The organism is Bacillus sp. FSL K6-1000 (assembly GCF_038630785.1).
In the GTDB taxonomy this organism is placed as follows: Bacteria; Bacillota; Bacilli; order Bacillales; family Bacillaceae; genus Bacillus; species Bacillus safensis.
This window is the reverse complement of record NZ_CP152042.1, coordinates 3,716,403-3,739,695: the sequence shown is the minus strand read 5'-3', so window position 1 is coordinate 3,739,695 and position 23,293 is coordinate 3,716,403. Positions and strand designations below refer to the sequence as shown.

The 23,293-nt window shown below is 43.0% G+C and carries 17 protein-coding genes; 5 read left to right on the top strand and 12 right to left on the bottom strand.

Translation table 11 applies throughout. From position 1 onward, the window contains the following. Window positions 1–143 precede the first annotated feature (143 nt). Together MHI46_RS19360 and MHI46_RS19355 are read left to right on the top strand one after the other, a co-directional pair. Window positions 144–638: an RNA polymerase sigma factor gene (locus tag MHI46_RS19360; RefSeq protein ID WP_039182900.1), complete on the top strand. Its 495-nt coding sequence runs from the start codon at window positions 144–146 to the stop codon at window positions 636–638. Beyond that, on the top strand, window positions 639–1,496 hold the full coding sequence (locus tag MHI46_RS19355; protein ID WP_342503039.1) for a DUF3298 domain-containing protein: 858 nt from the start codon (window positions 639–641) through the stop codon (window positions 1,494–1,496). A 55-nt stretch (window positions 1,497–1,551) separates the two neighbouring features. Here the strand turns inward: MHI46_RS19355 and MHI46_RS19350 are convergent, their stop codons facing one another. Next, window positions 1,552–2,478, bottom strand: a complete 927-nt coding sequence (locus tag MHI46_RS19350) for a manganese-dependent inorganic pyrophosphatase (protein WP_039182895.1) — start codon at window positions 2,476–2,478, stop codon at window positions 1,552–1,554. Window positions 2,479–2,781: 303 nt separating this feature from the next. Here MHI46_RS19350 and MHI46_RS19345 point away from each other — a divergent pair, with 303 nt between their 5' ends. From MHI46_RS19345 to rplI, 3 genes are read left to right on the top strand one after another with little or no spacing between them, the layout of a single operon-like run. Next, complete coding sequence (locus MHI46_RS19345; RefSeq protein ID WP_342503038.1) at window positions 2,782–3,720, top strand: YybS family protein; 939 nt, start codon at window positions 2,782–2,784, stop codon at window positions 3,718–3,720. 30 nt (window positions 3,721–3,750) lie between these two features. Then, the gene (locus tag MHI46_RS19340) at window positions 3,751–5,730 is read left to right on the top strand and encodes a DHH family phosphoesterase (protein WP_039182890.1); all 1,980 of its coding nucleotides are present in this window, start codon (window positions 3,751–3,753) and stop codon (window positions 5,728–5,730) included. Then, window positions 5,727–6,176, top strand: a complete 450-nt coding sequence (rplI, locus tag MHI46_RS19335) for a 50S ribosomal protein L9 (protein ID WP_008359128.1) — start codon at window positions 5,727–5,729, stop codon at window positions 6,174–6,176. The genes MHI46_RS19340 and rplI overlap by 4 nt, the downstream gene beginning before the upstream one ends. Window positions 6,177–6,215: 39 nt before the next feature. On the opposite strand, the gene MHI46_RS19330 is transcribed toward rplI, so the two are convergent. The 11 genes from MHI46_RS19330 to MHI46_RS19280 form a co-directional block, all read right to left on the bottom strand. Then, window positions 6,216–7,430, bottom strand: a complete 1,215-nt coding sequence (locus tag MHI46_RS19330; RefSeq protein ID WP_342503037.1) for an MFS transporter — start codon at window positions 7,428–7,430, stop codon at window positions 6,216–6,218. Window positions 7,431–7,452: 22 nt separating this feature from the next. Next, complete coding sequence (locus MHI46_RS19325) at window positions 7,453–7,599, bottom strand: YycC family protein (protein ID WP_064498621.1); 147 nt, start codon at window positions 7,597–7,599, stop codon at window positions 7,453–7,455. A 69-nt stretch (window positions 7,600–7,668) separates the two neighbouring features. After that, the gene (locus tag MHI46_RS19320; protein WP_342503036.1) at window positions 7,669–8,403 is read right to left on the bottom strand and encodes an alpha/beta hydrolase-fold protein; all 735 of its coding nucleotides are present in this window, start codon (window positions 8,401–8,403) and stop codon (window positions 7,669–7,671) included. Between the two features lie 98 nt (window positions 8,404–8,501). Further along, window positions 8,502–9,467, bottom strand: coding sequence for an iron-hydroxamate ABC transporter substrate-binding protein (locus tag MHI46_RS19315; protein ID WP_133744934.1), 966 nt, complete (start codon window positions 9,465–9,467; stop codon window positions 8,502–8,504). 98 nt (window positions 9,468–9,565) lie between these two features. Beyond that, window positions 9,566–11,191 carry a helix-turn-helix domain-containing protein gene (locus MHI46_RS19310; RefSeq protein WP_342503035.1) on the bottom strand — a complete coding sequence of 542 codons (1,626 nt, stop codon included), beginning with the start codon at window positions 11,189–11,191 and terminating at the stop codon, window positions 9,566–9,568. A gap of 123 nt (window positions 11,192–11,314) precedes the next feature. Beyond that, window positions 11,315–11,542, bottom strand: a complete 228-nt coding sequence (locus MHI46_RS19305) for an MbtH family protein (RefSeq protein ID WP_025093680.1) — start codon at window positions 11,540–11,542, stop codon at window positions 11,315–11,317. A 20-nt stretch (window positions 11,543–11,562) separates the two neighbouring features. After that, the gene (locus MHI46_RS19300) at window positions 11,563–18,711 is read right to left on the bottom strand and encodes an amino acid adenylation domain-containing protein (protein ID WP_342503034.1); all 7,149 of its coding nucleotides are present in this window, start codon (window positions 18,709–18,711) and stop codon (window positions 11,563–11,565) included. Window positions 18,712–18,726: 15 nt separating this feature from the next. Next, window positions 18,727–19,635 carry an isochorismatase family protein gene (locus tag MHI46_RS19295; RefSeq protein WP_059376712.1) on the bottom strand — a complete coding sequence of 303 codons (909 nt, stop codon included), beginning with the start codon at window positions 19,633–19,635 and terminating at the stop codon, window positions 18,727–18,729. 17 nt (window positions 19,636–19,652) lie between these two features. Then, on the bottom strand, window positions 19,653–21,272 hold the full coding sequence (locus tag MHI46_RS19290; protein ID WP_342503033.1) for a (2,3-dihydroxybenzoyl)adenylate synthase: 1,620 nt from the start codon (window positions 21,270–21,272) through the stop codon (window positions 19,653–19,655). A 24-nt stretch (window positions 21,273–21,296) separates the two neighbouring features. Further along, complete coding sequence (dhbC, locus tag MHI46_RS19285) at window positions 21,297–22,478, bottom strand: isochorismate synthase DhbC (RefSeq protein ID WP_342503032.1); 1,182 nt, start codon at window positions 22,476–22,478, stop codon at window positions 21,297–21,299. Window positions 22,479–22,504: 26 nt separating this feature from the next. Then, window positions 22,505–23,290, bottom strand: a complete 786-nt coding sequence (locus MHI46_RS19280) for a 2,3-dihydro-2,3-dihydroxybenzoate dehydrogenase (RefSeq protein ID WP_212044426.1) — start codon at window positions 23,288–23,290, stop codon at window positions 22,505–22,507. Window positions 23,291–23,293 lie beyond the last annotated feature (3 nt).

The following is a 23,293-nucleotide window of genomic DNA, read 5'->3' as shown; positions in this document are numbered from 1 at the left end:
CAGGTTCGCTCTTTTTGTATAGGAATGCAAATGCGATGACATGTTAAAAAAATAACCGAGCGCAAACTATTTTTAAAAGGCACGCGTCTATCCAATGTAAGAAATAACAGATGCGCATTTAAGATAAAGGAGCTCTTTGTAAAATGAAGAAACGAAAAATAGACGATCAATTTGCGGATTACGTCATGGAGCATAAACACAGTTTTTATCGGTTGTCCTATAGTTATGTTAAAAACCCGGAAGATGCTATGGATGTTGTTCAGGAGGCTATTCATAAAGCACTCAAATCTGTTCATCGATTAGAGGATACGAGCAAGATGCATAGCTGGTTTTATAAAATCGTGGTGAACGCTGCCCTAGACTTTTTACGAAAGAAGAAGCGGGTGCAGGTGACAGATGATGATACGCTTGAATTCTTATCACAGGGCGAATCAGATGTATACGAGGATCAAGACGTCAAACGGGCTATAGAAGATTTGCCTGAGATGTATCGAGTCATCATTATTTTGAGATTCTTTGAAGATCTAAAATTAGAGGACATCGCCCAGATTCTCGATGAAAATGAAAACACCATTAAAACAAGATTATATAAGGCGCTGCGGCTTTTAAAAGTAGAATTATCACAGGAGGAAATATAAATGGATAAGTATTTGGAACATTTAAAAGATGAATATTTAGAAATCCCTATACCACCGGAATATGATGCGATGATTGAACGAACGTTAAAAAGAAAAAACAAAAAACCTCATTTTCAGCAATGGACCATCGGACTTGTTGCAGCGGCTGCTCTTTTTGTCACAACTGTTAATGTTAGTCCACAGGCAGCAAGAGCGATTTCAGAAGTACCTATCATTGGCGAGCTGGTGAAAGTCGTGACGTTTACAGAATTTAAAAAGAGCGATCAAGGAACGAATATTGATCTTAAAACACCACACATTTCAGGACTTGGGGACGGAACATTACAAGACAGCCTGAATGAAAAATATTTAGCTGAAAACAAAAAGCTGTATCAAGATTTTGAAAAGGAAACAAAGGGTTATAAAAATGGTCATTTGAGTGTAGAGAGCGGATATGAAGTAAAAACAAACAATAACCAAGTTCTTTCACTAGGTCGATACAAGGTGACGACTCAGGCTTCTGCGGCAGAGGAAATGACATATGATACGGTGGATAAGAAAAATCATGTCCTCATTACATTACCAAGTCTGTTTAAAGATAACCGGTATATAGATGTGATTAGTGAAAATATTAAAGAGCAGATGAAGAAACAGATGAAAGAGGATTCAAACAAAATATATTGGATTGGCAAGCAAGATATGGCGGATCCATTTAAGAAAATTAAGCCGGATCAAAATTTCTATATCAATTCAAAAGGCAAACTGGTGATTTCCTTTAATGAATATGATGTGGCACCTGGTTACATGGGCGTAGTTGAATTCACGATTCCAACAAGTGTGTTAAAGGATATTCTCGTGAGTGATACGTACATTCATTAAAAAGAAGACAGACAAAAAAGACTGCTGAATGATTCAGCAGTCTTGTCTTGTTTTATTAAGAAAGTGCGTCTGTTAATGCAGGTACGACTTGTTTCTTTCTTGATACAACACCTTTTAGTAAAGCTGTGTTGTTTTCAAGCGTGACGTTAAATGCTTTTTCTACTTTTGCTGCTTCTGCACCGAGTGCAAGAGCAAGGGAGTCATTTTCTAAAATGTCTGTGATGACTAAAACAAATAGATCAAGACCTTTTGCTGCAATGACTTCATTGATTTTCGCTTCAATGTCAGCCTGTCTTGCTGTCACTTCAGCGATATCTACTGTATTGACTTGCGCAATTTCCACTTTGCTTTTGCCTAGTGCGAATTCTTTTGCATCAAGTGTAATTAATTCTTGAACCGTTTTTTGGCTTAGATCAGCGCCGGCTTTAAGCATGTCTAGGCCATAAACTTCTGGATCTACCCCTGCGATTTTTGCAAGCTCATGCGCAGCATCAATATCTTGCTGTGTGCATGTTGGGGATTTGAATAGTAAGGAATCAGAAATGATCGCAGATAAAAGCAAACCAGCGATTTCCTTTTCAATCGTCACTTGGTTTTCTTTATACATTTTGTTTAAGATCGTTGCTGTACAGCCTACAGGCTCAGCACGATAGTAAAGAGGTTCACTTGTTTCAAAGTTGGCAATACGGTGATGGTCAATGACCTCAGTTACTTGTACTTGATCAATGTCGCTTACACTTTGCTGGAATTCGTTATGATCGACAAGAATGACTTGCTTTGTTTCATTTGCAGCCGTTTCAATGAAACGAGGTGCTTCTTGTTTAAAGAAATCTAATGCGTATTGTGTTTCTCCATTGATTTCTCCAAGTCTGACGGCTTCTGCCTGAGCGCCGATTTTGTTTTTCAGATCAGCGTAAGCAATAGCAGAACAAATCGTGTCTGTGTCAGGATTTTTGTGTCCGAATACGAGTGTTTTTCCCATGTGAATTCTCCTTCTTACTTTTATTGATGATGTTTCTATTCTAACAGCTTTTGACCTTGAATTCAGGGTTTATAGCTAAGAATTATCTTAAAAATTGTAACATGCTGTTTGAAAACTTGCATGTACGATTCCATATCGGTGTTCCACGTGAAACGCTCCCAGAATAGCCTGCATTTTACTTGAGATTTGCCGCTATGGTAAAATAAAGGTTGGGGCAAGACATGATGGAGCTGACATCATACGTATACATAGAAGTACACATTGAGCAAGATATAGACAAAAGGATTGGATAGAGGTGAAGGTGTGAAACAAACAAAAGCGTTAGTAGAGGGCGCAATCATGATGAGTATTTTCTCGGTCATGATGCTGTTTTATTTGTATGTGCCGCTATTATCCATTATTTTCTTTCTAGCTGCTCCGATTCCGATCATCCTCTATACAATCAGACACGGCTTGAAAAAAGGAATTGCTGCTGGCGCTATTGGCATAGTGATCAGCTTTTTAATTGGGTCTATGGCTGGACTCATGAGTGCACCTATTCTGATTGCCGCCGGATTAGGCATGGGTGTTTTCTACAGCAGAAGGCAGCCCGGGAATGCCATCATAACAGGTGCGCTGATTTATTTATTCAGTTTTCTCATCTCCTTTGTTGTCAGTGTTCAGCTCTTTCAAATCGATATTATGAATATGGCGAAAGAGTCGATTGAGCAAATGATGCCGATGGTAGAGAGTGTTTTAAAGCAATCCGGGGCTTCTGAAAAGGACATAGACAAACAGCTCAAACAGTTTAAAGAGATGCAGGATATGGCATTGAGTGCTTTACCTGTAGCGCTTTTGATCGCTGTTACTTTGATGGCTTTTGTGAATCATTGGTTCGTTCGACCTTTGCTCAAACGGTTTGTTTCAGACATGCCGGCTTTGAAGAAATTTAAGGATATGCGGCTGCCAAAAAGCATGGTATGGTATTATTTACTCACATTGCTTTTGATGCTGATTCAGACGGAAAAAGGCAGCTTTTTATGGCTCGTTCAAACGAGTGCGTTTCAAATTTTATTTATACTGGTGCTTATTCAGGGATTTTCTTTTCTCTTCTATTATTGCCACGAAAAAAACATCTCAAAAGCGGTACCCATTTTCGCTGTCGTGTTAACGGTTTTCTTTCCGCCGATCGGTGTGATTGTGCGAATTATAGGGATTGCTGACATAGGCTTTGATTTAAGAGAAAAAGTAAAAAACAAATAATTCACTCTGAATGTTGAGGAGTTGATATCAGTGCCAAGCTTCTATAGAAAACCTGTCATCAAGTATCCGATCATCGCGTTAATTGTCCTTGCGGTGGTCACAGTCCTCCTCAACCTTTATTTTAATTGGATCATAGGAGCGGTTGGTCTTTTCGTCCTTGCAGGTGTGCTCTACTTCTTAAAGTGGGCAGATACGCAAGTACAGAAAGAGATTGATTCATATATTTCAACATTATCCTATCGAGTCAAAAAGGTTGGAGAAGAAGCATTAATGGAGATGCCAATTGGTATTATGCTGTTTAATGACCAGTATTATATCGAATGGACGAATCCATTTCTCGCTTCATGCTTTCATGAAAGCACACTTGTCGGCAGATCCTTGTACGATACATTCGAGTCCATTGTGCCTCTTATTAAACAAGAGGTCGAGACCGAAAATGTAACGCTGAATGACCGGAAATTCAAAGTCATTATTAAACGATCAGAGCGCCTTTTATATTTCTTTGATGTCACGGAACAGGTGCAGATTGAACGACAGTACGAAAATGAACGAACGGTTTTATCTTATATCTTTTTAGACAACTACGACGATGTCACGCAGGGCCTTGATGATCAAGTGCGCAGCGCGATTAATAGTGAAGTGACGTCTCTGCTCAACAATTGGGCACAAGAATACGGAATTTTCCTGAAGAGAATTTCGTCTGAACGATTTATGGCGGTCCTAAATGAGAGCATTTTAGCTGAGCTTGAGGCGTCGAAATTCTCCATTTTAGACGAGGTCCGTGAGAAAACAGGGGCACATAGTGCGACGCTTACTTTGAGTATCGGGATTGGTGCGTCCGTTCCTTCTTTGAAAGAGCTTGGAGCACTAGCGCAGTCGAGTCTTGACCTTGCCCTCGGACGAGGCGGGGATCAGGTCGCCATTAAACAGCCGAATGGAAAAGTGAAGTTCTACGGTGGAAAAACGAACCCAATGGAGAAACGGACACGCGTACGCGCACGGGTCATTTCTCATGCTTTAAAAGAAATTGTATCTGAAAGCGGTAATGTCATGATCATGGGTCATAAGTTCCCAGACATGGACTCAATCGGTGCATCCATCGGGATTTTAAAGGTCGCTCAGGCCAATGGAAAAGAAGGCTATATTGTCATTGATGCCAACCAGATTGGCGACAGTGTTCAACGCTTAATTAGTGAAATTAAAAATTATGAAGAGCTTTGGTCACGTTTTATCACGCCAGAGGAAGCAATGGAGCTTGCAAAGGATGACACATTGCTTGTCGTCGTGGATACACATAAACCGTCTCTCGTCATGGAGGAACGACTACTGAATAAGATTGAAAACGTCGTGGTCATTGACCATCATAGACGAGGCGAGGAATTTATCCGTGATCCTTTACTTGTTTATATGGAGCCGTATGCTTCATCTACAGCAGAGCTTGTGACAGAGCTCTTAGAGTATCAGCCGAAGAAATTGCGGATTAACATGATTGAGGCGACTGCGCTTCTTGCTGGGATCATCGTGGATACGAAGAGTTTCTCTCTGAGAACGGGGTCAAGAACGTTCGATGCAGCATCTTACCTTCGTGCAAAGGGAGCAGATCCTGTCCTTGTGCAAAAGTTTTTAAAAGAAACAGTCGATCATTACATCAAACGGGCAAAACTCATTCAGCATACAGAGCTGTATCAAAATCAGGTGGCCATTGCTTCATTACCGTCTGATAGGTCGGAGTATTATGATCAAATTACGATTGCCCAGACGGCTGATTCCCTGTTGTCAATGAGTGAAGTAGAAGCGTCATTTGCTGTCGCTAGACGAGATGACGATACGGTATGCATTAGTGCCAGATCATTAGGGGATATCAACGTTCAAATTATTATGGAAGCACTAGACGGCGGCGGTCATTTGACTAACGCTGCTACCCAGATTTATGGTATAACCATTGAAGAAGCGGTAGGGAAGTTAAAGGCTGCCATAGACGAATATTTCGAAGGAGGGGTTCAAAGATGAAAGTCATCTTTCTAAAAGACGTAAAAGGCAAAGGGAAAAAAGGCGAAGTCAAGAATGTAGCTGACGGATACGCTCACAACTTTCTCATCAAACAAGGGTTAGCTGTTGAAGCAACTCCAACGAACCTAAGTGCATTGGAAGGGCAGAAAAACAAAGAGAAAAAGAATGCCATCCAAGAGCTTGAACAAGCAAAACAATTAAAAGAAACACTTGAGGCGTTAACAGTGGAACTCACTGCAAAATCAGGTGAAGGCGGCCGTTTGTTTGGCTCCATTACAAGCAAACAAATCGCTGATAAATTGCAAAAAGATCATCAAATTAAACTCGATAAGCGCAAAATCGAGCTGAATGATGCCATCCGTGCATTAGGTTACACAAATGTACCGGTAAAGCTTCATCCAGAGGTACAAGCAACGTTAAAGGTACATGTGACAGAGCAGGCATAAGCAGAAAAGAACCCGTCTCACGAGGAGGCGGGTTCTTTTTTATGAAGGATCTGAAATATAGACGCTGCGTCCGGCACGCATACCGGATAAAAACATGAAAAATAGGATGATGATAAAGATGATAATTGCTGGTGTCCATGTATGTGTGAAATCAAAAAGGATACCGATCATGAATGGACCAACAGCGGCTAATAAATAACCGAGTGACTGCGCCATTCCAGAGAGGGCAGCTGCTTGTTCCATATGTCTTGTCCGCAATCCAATGAAGGTGAGCGCTAGACTGATACTAGCACCTTGTCCAATGCCGATCAATAGGACAGAGATGACAAGAATAGGTGTCGATCCTCCGAGAAGAAGTCCAATCATGCCGAGTAAATACACAAGGACAAGGCCGGCGACAAGCGGTCTTTGCGTTTTTAATTTTTCTGCAAGAACGGGCGTTAAGAAGGTGGATGGCAGACCAGCGAACTGCATAATGGACAGCATCCATCCAGCTGTCGCCAGATTCATTCCATGTGATGTTAAAATATCAGGAAACCAAGCGATGCTGCTATAGAAAAGGAATGATTGCAAGCCCATAAAAAAGGTCACTTGCCATGCGACACGTGAGCGCCATATTGGCTGCTCTGTAAGAGAAATGGTTTTGACGGCCGCTGTATTCTGATGAAGAAGCTGCGGCGCCCAAACCATCATGGCGAGAAGGGCAAGTCCAGCCCATACAAGGAATGATGTATTCCAGCCGCCAGGCATCGTATGACTGAGCGGAACACTGATACCTGATGCAAGTGCAGCGAAGACGGACATTGAAGTCGTGTATACACTTGTCATCAAACCTGCATGTGCAGGAAATTTATGCTTCACAAGCCCCGGTAAGAGCACATTACAAATCGCAATTCCGACGCCGACTAGCGCCGTTCCAATCATTAAGAAGGTGATGGTGCCAAACGAGCGAATCACAATCCCAAAGAGAAGGACAGCAAGTCCAAGCCAGAGGGTTCGTTCATTGCCAAGGCGTTTTCCGATTTTAGGTGCAATTGGAGAAAGCAATGCGAATGAAAGCAGTGGTAATGTCGTAAGAAAACCTGCCAGTCCATTTGAAAGCTGTAAATCGGAACGAATCGCGCCGATAACAGGGCCAACGGACGTAATGGCAGGCCGCAGATTAAATGCAATGAGCAAAATCCCAGCAATCAGCAGGATGGTTTGTCCTGTACTGCGAGAATGTAATGTTGATTTTTCTAGTTGTTGTTCCATGAATGTAAACTCCTTTATTTCTTTAAGAAGAACGATCTTTCTTCTGTTCAAGTTCCGCTAATTTAGCTAATAAGATATGCTGCGGCATATGCATAATTTGTTCTAATGGTACATTGAGTGATGCAGCAAGCTTTTGTGCGGTATCGGCTGAGATTTGTAAAGGTCTCATGCGCAAATCCCTCCCTTTCAATCTATACGTTCCAATATATCATATCGGATGTGCCATGCTGATAAAAAATTAGCATTCTCTTTTATAAAACCACATTAGAGCCGATAAGAAATTTTTTTGAAATTGTTTCAGATGATGGCCCTCTCCTTGTTCGATGTGATAGTGCAGCTGCCATTCCTGCATCCCTTTCTGTAATAAAAGATCATGCAGTTGTTTGGTGAATAACGGCATATGCTGTTGAACAGATGTTTTGCCTTTCCCTTCTTCACTGCCTACCGACAAATAGACAAGGTGATCCAGACACTGAATGTTTTGTTGTTTAGCAAATGGTAGAAAATCTTGATACCAAAACGACCCGGAGAGAGATGCGATATTTTTAAAAAGATCAGGGTGCATGAATAAAGTATAAATAGCAAATAGCCCGCCTAATGAAGCACCTACGTGGCTATGCTCATGACAGGTCTCTTGAACTGGATATTCACTTTTGATATATGGGAGCAAGTCATTCGCTAAAAATGACACATACGTCTGTGCCTCGCCTTTAAAGTCAGGGAACCCAGATCGCAGTGATGATGCCTTCCATGGTGTATATTCGTCAAGTCGATTGAAGGGGTGTATGCCGACGATGATGATTGGCGAGATGGTTTTGGCTTCGATCATTCTTTCGATTTCTAGCAGGTGTGTTCTAAACAAAGAAGAGCCATCTTGTACAAAGACAGCTGGAACATGAATAGAGGTGTCCGGTGGTAGGTAAATATCAAGCTGACGCCCGTTAAACTCGTCATATAGAAACGTTCCGTTCATGTGTCATCTCTCCTCCAAGTTTTCAAGCTCCGCTGAAAAGAAGACAAAGGGCTAAAAATAAAGATCATTTTAGCCCTTTGTCATTCGTCACATCTTTTTTAGTTGTTTTGATCTAACCATTTCACGGCCTTATCAAGGAAGGTTGTCTTGCTTAGTGCTGTTCCTCCTTGAAGCATAGGGTCAACGGCATTTTCATTGATGTGCCCATTTTTCACAGCTTTTAGGCTTGTCCAAATTTTATTTTTCTCTAAGTCCTTCAATGCGTTCGGATTCGATGAGTTTTCCTCTTTAGAGAACTGAACAAAAATATAGTCAGGATTGAGTTCTCCTAGGCGCTCCAATGAAATCAATGCTTGTGCTTTGGCTTTTTTGATATCACTTGGTGCTGTAAAACCTAAGTCTCCATATAAAGTAGAGTTGAAGTATACGTCTTCAGGGTATACGTACAGGTCGCCCTGTCTAATGCGTAAAATGACAGCTGTTTTGTTGCTGCTTTTGTCTTTCAGGGTTTCTTTCGCTTGTTTAAGATCTTTCTGATAATCAGAGATGATGGTTTTGGCTTCTTTACTTTTTCCAGTCAGTTCACCGAGTAATAAAAGATTGCTTTCCCAGTCGGAAGAGACATGTGATACTGGGATCGTCGTTTGGACTTTATCTAGTTTTTTAATTGTTGCAGGCGGGAACTTGGTTGATCCAAGTATCACATCTGGTTTTAGTTTTAGGATTTTTTCTAGGTTCGGTTCTGTTTTTTCCCCGATGCCTTCAGTTTTTGCTGTGATGTCTTTAAATAATTCAGGGAAAGTGCCGCCTACAGTAGAAGCACCAATAGGCTCGATACCAAGTAATTTTGCATCTTCCATTGATTCTAGGCTTCCAGCAATGACGATTCGTTTCACTGGTGTTTTGAGTTTGTACGTTTGTTCTAAGTATTTGATGTTTGTTTCAGCTGCTTCAGCTGACTTACCTTTGGTTGTGTTTGAAGCAGGTTTATTTTCTGCAGCACCACAGGCTGCTGCGATGATCGTCATGATACAAAGGATAAGCAATGCGAACCATTTTTTCATTTGTTTTCTCCTTTAACTGATAATTGTTCTCAATTAAAGATTGTAGTAGTCTTTCGTCCTTTTATCCATAGACAATGATCTGTCATATGATGGACTTTTTACGGAAAAAAAGATAAAAGGTCCTGAATGACTCGTTGATGACTGGCTGCTGTGTATTCACGCCAAGGGTCAGACGTAAGTGGATAGACTGCTTGCTGCGTAACAGCTTTGAGATTTTGCCAAGCCTCCTGCTGCTTTAATTTTTGATAAAAAGCAATGGTTTTTGGCTCCTTATGCAGGAAAAGGAAGATGGTATCTGGATCTAGCTGTTGTATAGAGCGAATGCTGATTTCTTTTTCTATTAGCTGGCCGTCATTCTGAAAAGATGGCTGAAGACCAATGTCTTGAAAAATCACTTCTGACATGGTGCGATTCACAGACAAATAGAGCTGATCTTGAAAGATACGAAGAGGTAGGACGGTTTTTGGTGGATGATCAAAAAGGCATGCCTTTTTCGCTTGAATGACGAGTTCCTCGTAATGAATCAGCCATTCTTCTGCTTCCTTCGCTTCGTTTAGGAACATAGCTGTTTGTCTGAATTGAGTGCGCCAATCCATTTGTGTGAATGAAACAAAGTGAACAGGACAGATGGTTTTTAACACTTGTTTTTCTTCCTCTGTCACATGATCATTGGCAATGATCAGCTCAGGCTTTGTTTCCTTTAATAGCTGTAAATTGGCTTCAGCGTGCTCGTTGATCCGATGTGCACTCAGGTGAATCGGAATTTCTTCTGCATAATGCTCAAAATCATGTGCTGTCCATTTAGGGTGAAGAGGGGCAGCATATGGGATGATATGAATGGGTGTGAGCTGGCCGAGTATGGAATGGCCATAGGCTGCAATTTTCCGCTGCCGGCTTTTCATATAAGTAGAAGGGGTCATGCCCGTTTTTTTCTTAAAGATGCGGCTGAAGTAATACGGATCTTGATAGCCGATTTCAAGTGCAATGTCTTTGAGCTTTGCGCTGCCTTTTGCCATTAATTGTTTGGCTCTAGCCATCCTTTTCTTGGTGATATAATCAGTCACACTCACATCAAAATGCTTTTTAAATAGCTCACTGTAATGATTAGAGCTGATGCCAGCCATATGAGATAGACTTGTCAGGCTGAGAGGTTCTTCGGAATGTTGATCGATATATTGTTTTGTTTTGAAAAGGGCATGTGCCGTGTCACAAATATCTTCTTTATGCAGTGTGAAAAGCTGCATAATGAGCTGCTGAAAAAGAGTTTGGCTTCTAAAAAAGCTAATGGATTCAGGTCTTTGCCATTCCTCTGTCATATCGGACAGTAAAGAATGAATTTGTTCAATCGAACTAATATCGATAAATTGCCATTTATTCAGTAAAGAACAGGCATGTTCCGTTGATACTTCTCCTATGTTTTGATCTTGCAGCGTGTAGAGCTGAAAGCGAAACAGATAGAGCTCGTGTTTTTGATAAGGCTCTGTTTTCAACATAAATGTTTCCCCAGGCATGATCGTATAGAGTGTCAGATGTTTCAATCGCCATTTTTGATCGTTCAATGTGAGTAAACCGCTGCCGCTTATGCTGAAGAGGAGGCAGAATGTATCTGATAGCTGCTGCTCTGTATGTGGAAGCTCTGCATTATTTATTTTTTCAGTATATGTTAATCGATAGATGAATTGTTCGGCATTTGCCAATGTACGTAATTGATTGTTGTTTCCCATAAAACCACCTGATCTCTTATTGATTGATAAACATTCTCAATTAAATTGTAGCAGAAAGAGCTGAAAGATGGTGATGTTTATTCTGTCAAAAAAGCACCCTGATGGAGATCAGGGTGCAATGATTTATTCCGTTTTTCCATGTGCTAGTGCAGGTTCTTTTGTTAAGCTTAATGGCCGCAAGTCCTGCCAGTGTGTCTGGATATAATCGATGCAGGCATTTCTAGTGTCTTCACCAAAGACCTTTTCCCATCCATCTGGCACTGGTGCAAATGATGGCCAAAGTGAATGCTGTCCTTGTTCATTGACCAGCACAAGAAATACACCGTCTTCACGATCAAAGGGATTTGTCATTTGTCATCTCTCCTTTATTCTTAGTGCTTTTGTTTGACCCGATGCAGTGCGTTGTCTAAGATGACACCAATTTCTGCTAGGGGTTTAGGCTGGCACATGTCTTTGTGCCGGCAATGAATGTCGTGCTGTTCGATTGTTCCGTTGATATAAGGTGCCCATGCTTCGGGATCAATTGGTGTAAACCAATCTGGGATAATGGTAGATCTAAAGAATAATATGTCTCCCTGATAAGTTTTTGGCTGATATTCTCCGAGCAATCGAACTGAATTCACATAGGTTTCTTTTAGATTTCTAATGGCATCTTCACTTAAGCTTGCTAGTGCACTGCCATCTTTTTTCAAAATGTCGATGGCACTTTTCATCGTGAGTGGTTCACCTGTTAAGGTATCTGGATCATAACCGCCGAGCGCAAGAAGAGCGATTAGTGCTTCTTCTTCATCAGGTGCTTCTTTAATCGGTAAGAAATGGTTTGGATAGGCATCCAGCATCGCAACAAGTGCGATTTCTTCACCTTGCTGCTGGAGCTGTGTAGCCATTGCTTGTACAACGTTTCCACCTAATGACCAGCCAAGAAGATGATAAGGGCCTTTTGGCTGAATTGTTTGGATGTGCTTGATGTAATCCGCAGCCATATCATCTAGTGTGTGCGGGTAGTCATCTTTTCTTGCGATTCCTCGTGCCTGTAATCCATAAATAGGGATGTCTTTCTCTAATGTATTCAAGAGGCCGGCATAGCACCAGCTAAGACCACCTGCTGGGTGAACACAGAAGAGAGGATACCTTTCTCCATTTGTTCGCAGCGGCAGTAAGATTTCTAGTGCATTTTCATCGCTTCCTGTTTCTAGTTTCTCTGCTAAACTTGCTACATTTGGTGCTTCAAACAATGTTCCGATACTTAGTTTGACACCAAGTGCATCACGAATGCGGCTGATTAAACGAACCGCAAGCAGTGAATGTCCGCCAATGTCAAAAAAGCGATCGTCTATGCTGATTTTAGGCAAATCAAGCACCTCTTCAAAGAGATGACATAGGATTTCCTCTTTCGGATTTCTTGGGCCGCGCCCATCCGCTTGCTGTAAATGCAATTGAGGGGCCGGCAGTGATTTTTGATCAAGCTTCCCGTTTGCTGTAAGCGGCATGGCGTCAATCTGTACATATGCTGCGGGCACCATGTAATCAGGAAGACTGGCTGATGCAAAATGACGAAGGGCTTCAGTATCGAAATAGTCTTCTTCCGTTGTGACGATATATGCAACTAAGCGCTTGTCGCCAGGCTGATCCTCTCGCACCATGACGGCCACTTGTGCAACTGCATCATGGCGTGCCAGAACGGCTTCGATTTCTCCAAGTTCAATACGGAATCCGCGTATTTTAATTTGATGATCAGCTCTGCCAATGTAATCAAGCGCCCCTTCTTCTGTCCAGCGCGCAAGGTCGCCTGTACGATACATCCTTGTGCCAGGTGCTCCATAAGGATCAGCAGGGAATCGATCTGATGTCAGGTCAGGTCTGCCTAGATAACCTCTTGCAAGGCCAGCTCCAGCTACATACATTTCACCTGTTGTCCCAGGGGGAACAGGCTGCAGGTATTCATCAAGTACGTAAACGTGTAAATCAGGAATCGGTTCGCCGATTAAACTGCTGGAGTTCTTTGTGATTATGTCTCGATTGAGTTCATTGTACGTAACGTGTACGGTGGTTTCTGTAATGCCGTACATGTTAATTAGCTTTGGCTTACAGTCTGAGTGACGGCTGTACCAATCTTCTAATCTGCTAAGCTCTAATGCTTCACCGCCAAAGATGACATAGCGGAGTGATAATGCTTGGCCTAGTGTTTGTTGTTCCTTGTCTATCTGCATGAGCTGATAGAAGGCAGAAGGTGTTTGATTAAGCACAGTTACCCCTTCCTCGACTAGAAGCTGCAGCATCTCTTCAGGAGAGCGAGAGATGGTATGAGGTACAATGACAAGCCTGCCGCCATATAAAAGTGGTCCCCATATTTCCCATACTGAAAAATCAAAGGCATATGAATGGAACATTGTCCAAACATCCTCTTCATCAAAATGGAACCAATGTTCAGTAGATGTCAGAAGACGGATGACATTTTGATGTGGGATGACCACTCCTTTTGGTTTCCCTGTAGAACCGGATGTATAAATAATATAGGCCGGATGCAGAGAAGATAGCGGTTCAATTCTGTCTATATCAGCCGGATTATGATTTGGCATAGTCAGCAATTGATCGCTCGTTTCTTTTTCGTCTAACAAAATCAAATCGCAATCAGCAGGGAGATGCACTGCATCTGCTTTTGTTGTGATGCTGCAAACTGGTTTGGCATCTTGTATCATGTATGCCAGCCTGTCTGCTGGATAGTCAGGATCAAGCGGAACATAGGCTGCGCCTGCTTTATGAACGGCTAACAAGCTTACGAGCATGTCGATTGATCTAGGCAGGGCAAGTGCAACGAACTGTTCTGGTCCAACGCCTCTTTGTATTAATAAATGAGCAAGACGATTGGCTTTGTAGTTTAACTCACCATAGGTAAGCTGCTTATTGCCATACGTTACAGCCACTCGATCAGGATATTGCTGTGCCGTTTTTTCAAATAAGGCTGGGAGACTATGTGCTTGATCTAACTGAGCGAATGTCTTTTTATCAGGGAGAAATGTTTGCCGTTCTTTATCTGATAAAATGTTCACTTGGCCAATCGGCACGTGTGGGCGCTCAGTCACTTCAGTTAAAAAGCGCTTCATTCTGTCAGCGATTGCTCGAATGGTGCTTTCTTTAAACACATCTGTACTGAATTCAAACAAACCTGTTAATCCTGCTGCTGATCCAGTTTCAGTTCTTTGTTCTGTCAATTCGATGGTCAGATCAAATTTAGCTGACCCTACTGGTTTCACGTAAAGGTCTGAGTCAAGCTGTGTCAGCTTCATTTCTGCCTTCGGTGTATTTTGGAAGGCAAGCATGACTTGGAACAATGGATTTCGTGATCTGGATCGGGTAGGATTTAGGATTTCGACTAGCCGTTCAAATGGCAGATCCTGATGCTCATAGGCTGCTAAGTCAACGTCTCGCACTCGCTTCAATAGCTCACTAAAGGTTGGATTACCATCTGTATTGGTACGTAATACTAGTGTGTTCACAAACAAGCCCACAATATCGTCAAGTGCATCGTCATTGCGTCCAGCAATCGGACTGCCGATTGGGATATCTGTCCCTGCTCCAAGGCGTGTCATTAATGCTGCAAGTGATGCTTGAAGCACCATGAACAAACTCACTTGATGCTGCTTGGCAAGCTCAAGGAGGTTCTGATGTAAAGCGGGTTCAATCGTAAAGTCTATCGTCGCACCGTTGAAGCTTCCTTCCTGTGGACGCGGGAAGTCATAGGGAAGTTCAAGTTCTTCAGGCAAGTCATGTAAGGCACCTTTCCAATAGCTGAGCTGCTTGGCAAATAGACTATCCGTCTCTTCTTCACTACCCAACAGCTTCTGCTGCCAAATAGCATAGTCAGCATATTGAACAGGTTCTGCTGGCAAGGAGATGGATTTTCCTTGTATACGGGCTTCGTAAGCAGCAGCTAAGTCTCGCGTCAATGGTGCAAGTGACCAGCCATCACCAGCGATATGATGCAGCAATAGAAGCAGGACGGATCGGTTTGCATCAAGCGTGAATAACTCTGCTCGCAGTGCAGGTTCTTCTTCAATTTTAAAGCTATAGCGAATGGCTTCGTTTAACTGACTCTCAATTTGTTGATCGGTTGAAGCTGTGACATGGAGTTCAGGCTGAACACTTTTCGGATGTAAAATGACCTGTCTTGGCATGCCGTTCTTATCTGGAAAAATGGTTCTAAGGGTTTCATGTTTTTCAGTGATATCTGCCAGAGCACCAATTAGAGCTGTTTGATCTAGTGTACCTGTCAGTTGAATGACAAGTGGAATATTGTAAGTTGGACTTGGCCCTTCAAGGCAATGAAGGAACCAGAGCCGTTTTTGGGCAAAGGATAATGGAATTTCATCTGGCTTGTCTTCAACCTGAAGCGGCGGCCGAATGTCCTTCGCTTTGTCAATATGCTGCGCAAGATCAGCAACCCGAGGCGATTCAAAAATGGTACTCATGCTTAGGTCTGCGCCAAGTGTATCGCGTATACGTCTAAGCAGGCGAGCGGCGAGTAAGGAATGTCCTCCTAAGTCAAAGAAACTATCATCTATGCCAATTTGAGATAGGCCAAGGGTTTCTGCAAATAAACTACATAACATGTCTTCTTGTGGTGTTCTAGGTGTCCGCTCAGAACTAACTAAAGACATATTTGGTATTGGTAATGCTTTGCGATCGATTTTGCCGTTTGGCGTAAGTGGAAGTTCTGGCAAAACGACAACAGCAGAAGGTACCATGTAATCAGGAAGTAATGAAGCCACAAACTGTCTGAGCTCTGAAGGGTGTAGAGAAGAGCCATCTGTCAGCACAACATATGCACAAAGCAGCTGCTGCCCAGGTTGATCTTCACGAACGATAACAGATGTATGCTTAATGGCTTGGTGCTGCATCATCACGGTTTCGATTTCACCTAGTTCAATACGGAAGCCGCGGATTTTAATTTGATGATCGGCACGGCTGATATAATCAATCGAACCATCTTCACGCCATCTGGCTAAATCACCAGTACGATACATTCTCGTGCCGCTTGTGCCGAATGGATCAGCGACAAAACGTTCAGCCGTTAAATCATATCGTCCAAGATATCCTCTAGATACTCCTTCACCAGCAATATAAAGTTCACCGATTGACCCTGCTGGGACTGGGTTTAGTCCTTCATCTAAAATATAAACGCTCGTATTCCAAATGGGTTTACCGATTGCCGGCCCGCTATTCTCTCGATGTGCTGTGACATTTTCCATCGTAGACCAGATCGTCGTTTCTGTAGGTCCGTACAAATTAGTAATGTCGCATTGAAGAGATTGCAAGGTATGCAAAAGGGAGGCAGGGAGTGCTTCTCCTCCAACAAGAACTCGCATACCTTTAATCACGTCAGGATATTCATCTGCCAACGCATGCCACAACGTTGGTGTTGCCTGCATGATTGTGACATGATAAGAACGAATCATATCTGAAAGTTTTGCTGGATCTTGTATGGTTTCTTTTTTTGCCAATAAAATAGCAGCTCCATGTAAAAGCGGGAGGAACATTTCGAGCCCGGAAATATCAAAGGCAATGGTCGTTACCGCTAAAAGCTGGTCTTCTTGATCTAATAAAAATGAATCTTGCATGGACAATATAAAGTTGATCACATTTCGTTTTGTTACAACAACACCCTTTGGTTTGCCTGTCGATCCTGATGTGTAGAGGATGTAAGCCGGGTGATGTGGAGAGCCCTCGCTCCAAGTCGGATTGAGATTTGGACTGCCTGCTATCTCCTGATGAACAGTTGAATCATCCAGTTGAACGATGTGCGGATGGTCCAAACCGTCTGCTGTCTCTTTGACTGTGAGCAAGCACGCCGGTTTGGCATCTTCTAGCATATAGGCGACTCGATCGTTAGGGTAATCAGGGTCTAATGGCAGATATGCAGCTCCCGTTTTGACGACGGCTAATAGACTTACGACCATATCGATGGATCGAGGCAGAGCAATGGCGACAAATTGTTCTGGTCCAATGCCATGTTTTTTCAAATAATGAGCTAATTGATTAGCCCGCTGATTCAACTCTTCATAGGTCAAATTAATTCCTTCAAACTGTAATGCTTTTGCTTGTGGCGTTTTGCTCACCTGTTTTTCAAATAGTTCCCGTAAAGATTCCTTTGGTAATTCTCGTTTTGTATCATTCCAGTGCTTGAGAATCTTCTCTTTCTCTTCAAACAAAAGAAGGTTGAATTGACTGATCGTCTGATCTTGCTCTAATTCGGTTATTTCCTCCAGCAATTGAAGAAAACGCTGCTGATGAGCGTCAACTGCTTGCTCTTTGTAAACGGCAGGGTTTGCATCAAAGTCGATTTGAAATCCGTTCCCATCCGCGCGGTCGTATATGTTGATCGATATATCATCCACGGGTCCTGCTGAGAGGTTATGTGCTTGACCAATGCTCTGATCGAACATGAGATCATAATCAAATGGCATGATATTGATCTGCGGGCCAAATAATCGCTGATTTCTTCCGATAAGTTTAAAGTCTCTCCGCATGTCCTCGTGACGATATCTTTGATGAGGGCGAATGGCTTTTAGTTCATCAGATACTTGGCGAACAAGTGCTGAGAGCGTCATTTCTGGTTTGCATGTTAAACGAAGCGGTACCAGGTTCATGACCATTCCGGGTGTTTGTAAGGCGCACGATCCAAGGCGCATCATCACAGGTAATCCTAAAACAATATCATGTGCACCAGTCATACGATGCACATATAAAGCGGATGCAGCAAGGATCATTTCATGCCACGTACCACCGAAGGCTGGAGCATTTTTTTTCATTTTGCTTACCTTTGCAGCATCGTAGCTAGCTGTTTTTCGTATAAAATGATCCGACGTTCTTGGGGCAAGCTCAGCAAGGCTGACAATTTCAGGTTGATCAGCAAAGCGATTTTTCCAAAACGCTCGATCATCTTCATATCGATTGGACTGTTGATAAGTGATCTCCTCTTGAACTACGTCATGTAAGACTCCAAATGTTTGAGGAGGCACAGGTGTCCCTTTCGATAGAGCGGAATAGACCTCAGCAACACGACGCGCAATGAGCGAAAAGGCGAATCCATCAATGGCAATGTGATGAATGCGCTGATACCAGATAAATCGATCGTCAGCAAGTTGAAAAAGTACTTCACGGAATAATACATCTTTCTCTAAAGAAACTGGCGTTGAAAGATCTGCCTTCATCCATGCTTTAGCCGCATCAAGCGGCTGTTTTTCATTTTGTAAATTGATCAATTGGAATGGAATCTCTTTCTTAGAAGAGAACCATTGCTTTGGACCGTCAGTATCCTCAACGAATCGCATATACAAAGAATCTGCTTCTAAGACAGTTTTTCTAATGGCTGCTTCAAAGTGTATGGGGTCAATAGGACCTTTAATATCTATATACTCAGCTGTATTGAAAATAGGATTAGATGGATCAAGCTGCTGCGCATACCAAATGCCTAATTGGGCACCGGTTAGTGGAAATGAATCGACTGACTGGATCGACAAGGGTCTATACCTCCTTTACAAGTAATCGATATTTGGAATAGATGGCTGTTTGTCTGGGAAAAGAAGAGTCCGCCAATGAGCGAGTGTTGGATTTGCTGCAAGCTCAACGAAATTGACTGTCGCTCCTTGCTGTCTCCACTTTTCCGCTAGGCTCATCATTCTAATAGAATCAAGTCCAAGGTAGACGAGATTCTCGTCAAGCGGTATTTCATTCGGCTCCATTTGGAGATACTCAGCTACTTGCTGAAGAATGGCCTCAAAGGATAGGTCATCACTTTCTGCATCCTGTCCTGTTAAACGACCAATGATTTGATTTGTTGTTGTGGTGACCGCACAGCGTTCAGCTGCATAGGTCATGGCCATTTTGTGATGTTTCAATGAAAAGTCAGCGACGGCATCGGCGACAAAGAAGGTTTCAATATCGAGCATGAATGCTTCTGCGGCTGTCAGCATACAGCCAATATGTGCATATACGCCAGTAATGATCAGTTGATCACGCCCGCCTTCTTGAAGAATATCCAAAAAATTAGATTTTTTGAATGCGCTATAACGCCATTTTGTCAGCAATGTATCTGCCTCAGATGGAGCAAGCTGATCAATGATTTTTGTCAATGCTTCATCATCACCAAGTCCAGGTCCCCAAAAATCTGTTAATAGGGCACGATCCTTCGGGTCTTGGTCACCAGGCTGAGCTGTATAGACGACTGGAATGCCAAGTTCATTGCATGTGTCACGTAATTGTTCAATATGCTGAACTAACTCTGTGATCGGTGATGTATCTTGTTGAAATGCATTTAAAAAATATTGCTGCATGTCATGTATCAGCAGAACAGCACGTTTCGGATCTGGTATCCAGTTCACTTTATTTTCGGGTAAATCTTGTGTGCTTGGCATTGGATATGCAGGAATAGTAGGGATTGCCATGGTTTTCACTCCTCTTTTTATACGTTGGCAGTATGGGTTGCAGCTAGTTCTCTTAATGCTTTTTTACTGACTTTGCCTACACCTGTTTGTGGGAACGCATCGATCCATTCAATGCGGTCAGGAATTTTATAGGCTGCGAGTCCGCGTTCTCTTAGAAATGATTTTAAGACGTGCGGTGCTGGTTTGTTGTCTCCTTTTGCAATGACAAAGGCACATGAGCGTTCGCCAAGAAATGGATCCGGCATGGATACCATGGCGGCATCATGAATGTCAGCATGCGCAAGTAAATGGTTCTCAACTTCTTCAGCGGCAACCTTTTCGCCGCCACGATTGATTTGATCCTTGTCTCTGCCTTCTACAACAACATTTCCTTCTTTGGTTAATCGCACGATGTCACCTGTTCTGTAAAAGCCATCGGGTGTAAATGCTTTTTTGTTTTGTTCATCGGCTTTATAGTAGCCACGAATCGTATAAGGTCCTCTTGTTAAAAGATGTCCAGCCACTTCATGCGGGACGGGCTTGTCCTCATCATCTACCACTAGTACCTCATCATATTCAGACATCGGGCGTCCTTGTGTATGAATAATGACATGTTCAGGATCATCTAATCTGGTATAGTTGACCAGACCTTCTGCCATACCAAAAACTTGTTGTAACTTACATCCAAGGGCAGGCATCACTCGTTTTGCTGCCTCAGCACTGAATTTAGCACCGCCGACTTGTAAGACTTCAAGACTCGATAAGTCATCTGATCGATGAGGAGCGGCCTCTAGCCAAATCAATGCGATAGGTGGAACGACAGCGGTAATGGTCGCCCGTTCTTTTTCAATGAGTGGAAAGATTACATCAGGGCTTGATCCAGGTGCAAGAACGACTCTTCCGCCTGCGTATAACGTCCCAAGGACTCCAGGCGAGCTTAATGGATAGTTGTGCGCAACTGGAAGTGTAGCTAGATACACACTTTCTTGTGTGAGCTCGCACACCTCATTGCTTTTCCAAAGACTATAAATATAGTCATCATGCGTGCGAGGAATAAGCTTAGAAAGGCCTGTGCTGCCTCCAGATAACTGAAGAAATGCAATATCGCTTGCCTCTACATGAATTTGGGGATCAAGTGCTGGGTCCTTGCGCAGATCATCTAAGCCAAGGAATTCCTCAGCTTCCCCTGCAACAATGACATGAGGTAATGAGGGAAGCTTTTCTTTCACTTGACGTGCGAGTGTTCGATAATCAAAGCCGCCATCGATATCTGGTATGACATATGCGTCTGCTTCGGCAAACTCAATAAAATAAGTGATTTCACTGCTTCTATGAGATGGCAGAGAGAAGACGGGTAAAGCACCGATTCGAAATAAAGCGAAAATGACCTCAAAAAAAGCAGGAATGTTAGGAAGCTGCACGACAACTCGACTTCCTTTTTGAATGCCAAGCTGATGAAAACCGGCGGCAAGACTGCTGACGCGCTCATCAAGTTCTTGGTAGCTCATATGCGTATCAGCGTATGTAATCGCTGTTTTATTTCCTAACGATGCGGCGCGTGCACGAAGCATACCGCCAAAGGTTTCCCCACGCCAACAGCCGTTTTCACGGTAGCGTTTTGCAAATTCTTCTGGCCATGTAGGTGGTTGAACAAACATGTTTTTGTCATCTCCTAAGAATTTTTATAGCTGATGGATGCCCATCGCATGAAGCATTGTGTTGAATTTTGCAGATGTTTCAGCTAGCTCTTCTTCTGCCTTTGACCCTTTGACCACTCCTGCACCAGCAAAAAGGCGAAGGGAGTGACCCTCAGCTTCTGCACAACGAATGGTGACAATCCAATCACCATCACCATTTTCATCTGCCCAGCCGATCATTCCTGTGAAAAATCCTCGATCGAAGGGTTCGATTGCTTGAATGGCTTCACGTGCATCTGCTGTAGGTGTTCCGCATACTGCAGGTGTTGGATGAAGGCTAAGCGCTAAATCAATTGAGGACACACTAGAATCTGTTAATTCACCTTTGACCACAGTAGACAAATGCCACATCGTTTCTGTTTGTATGACGGATGGTGATGCAGGCACATCTAATGTGTGACAGTAAGGAGTAAGCGCTTTAGTGACAGCTTCGACAACCACTGCGTGCTCGTGTAAATCCTTCGCTGAAGTAAGAAGTTCATCGCGGCGGCGCTGGTCTTCTACTGGATCTGAACTGCGCGGCCGAGAACCAGCGAGTGGATTGGAAATCACAGATGAACCAGTTTTTGAAAGTAGCAGCTCAGGGCTTGCCCCAAGAAGTGTGCGCTTTTGGGAAGCCTTCGGGTCAGCTATATTTGCAGCAAACGTATAGCCAGTCGTATTATGACGAGCCAGTCGTTCGAGTATTGTTTTCGTATGAATATCTCGATTTGCTTTGAGATGGAGAGATCGAGAGAGTACGATTTTGCTAAGCTCTCCGTTCTCAATTTTAGCTAATCCTTCGTTCACACCTTCCATGTAGACATCTGGAGCAGGGACAGGTGTCACCTCATAGGATGGCGATACCGCTTCTGACTCCTCATCACCTTGTTGAAATTCGAGTGGATCACTAAACTGTACATGGACTGGAACATTTAAACGAACGGGCTGCGCCGGATCAAATGGGACAGCACCAGCCACAATCGGTGCTTGAATACCAGCTTGTTTGGCAGCGTCAAATACGTGCGCTACCTTTGTGGATAGTTCATTTAGTTGATTGGTTTCAATATGCTTGAATATCCCTTCGGCAAGTATCGTGCGTTTAGGGGAAGCAAGGAAAAAAGCGCCTGGCTGATAGTCTTGAAGCAACTGTACTTTTTCTTCTGACGACAATAATGAATGTTTCATGAAAAGGCCTCCTTTTGATTGAAATGCTAGATTCCGAGTGTTGCGCCACCATCTATTGTGAGATTCTGCATCGTAATATGATTGGATTGCTCAGATGCAAAGAAAATGACTGCATCAGCGATGTTTTGAGGATCAGCGATTTTTTGTAAAGGAATTCCGGTTTTATACGTCTCTAATGAGCCTTTAATCACCTGATTTTCTCCTTGTTCATCAGCCCATAAAGCCCATTGCATAGGTGTTGCGGTAGAGCCGGGAGAGACGACGTTGCATCTGATCCCGTAGGCTGCCAGCTCTAATCCAAGCGTTTTTGTAAAGGAAGTAGCTGCTGCTTTTGAAGCGGCATAGGCAGCCATATTCATTCTAGGAATGGCACCTGCGTTAGAGCTGACAGTCACAATGACCCCTTCTGATCTTTTCATCATGTATTTGGAGACAGCTTGAGATACGTAAAAGACACCATGTGTGTTGACTGCGAAAGTTTGTTGCCAGTCATCTGCACTAAGCTGGTCAATAGAACTGATTCGAAGGATGCCTGCTACATTGACCAGTAAATAAATGGGTCCAAGCTGCTTTTCAATTTGATCAACAATGTGCTGAACAGAAGTTTGATCGGTTATATCACCTGGATAGGCAAAGGCACGTATGCCTTCATCATTCATTTGCTGGACGGTGCTTTGCAGCTGATCTTCATTTGCGTCAACTGCTGCAATAATCGCACCTTCCTCGGCTAGTCTTTTAGCGACTGCTTGTCCAATACCTTGTCCTGCGCCTGTAATAAGGGCAATTTTTTGAGATAGACCACTATGTTTCATGTG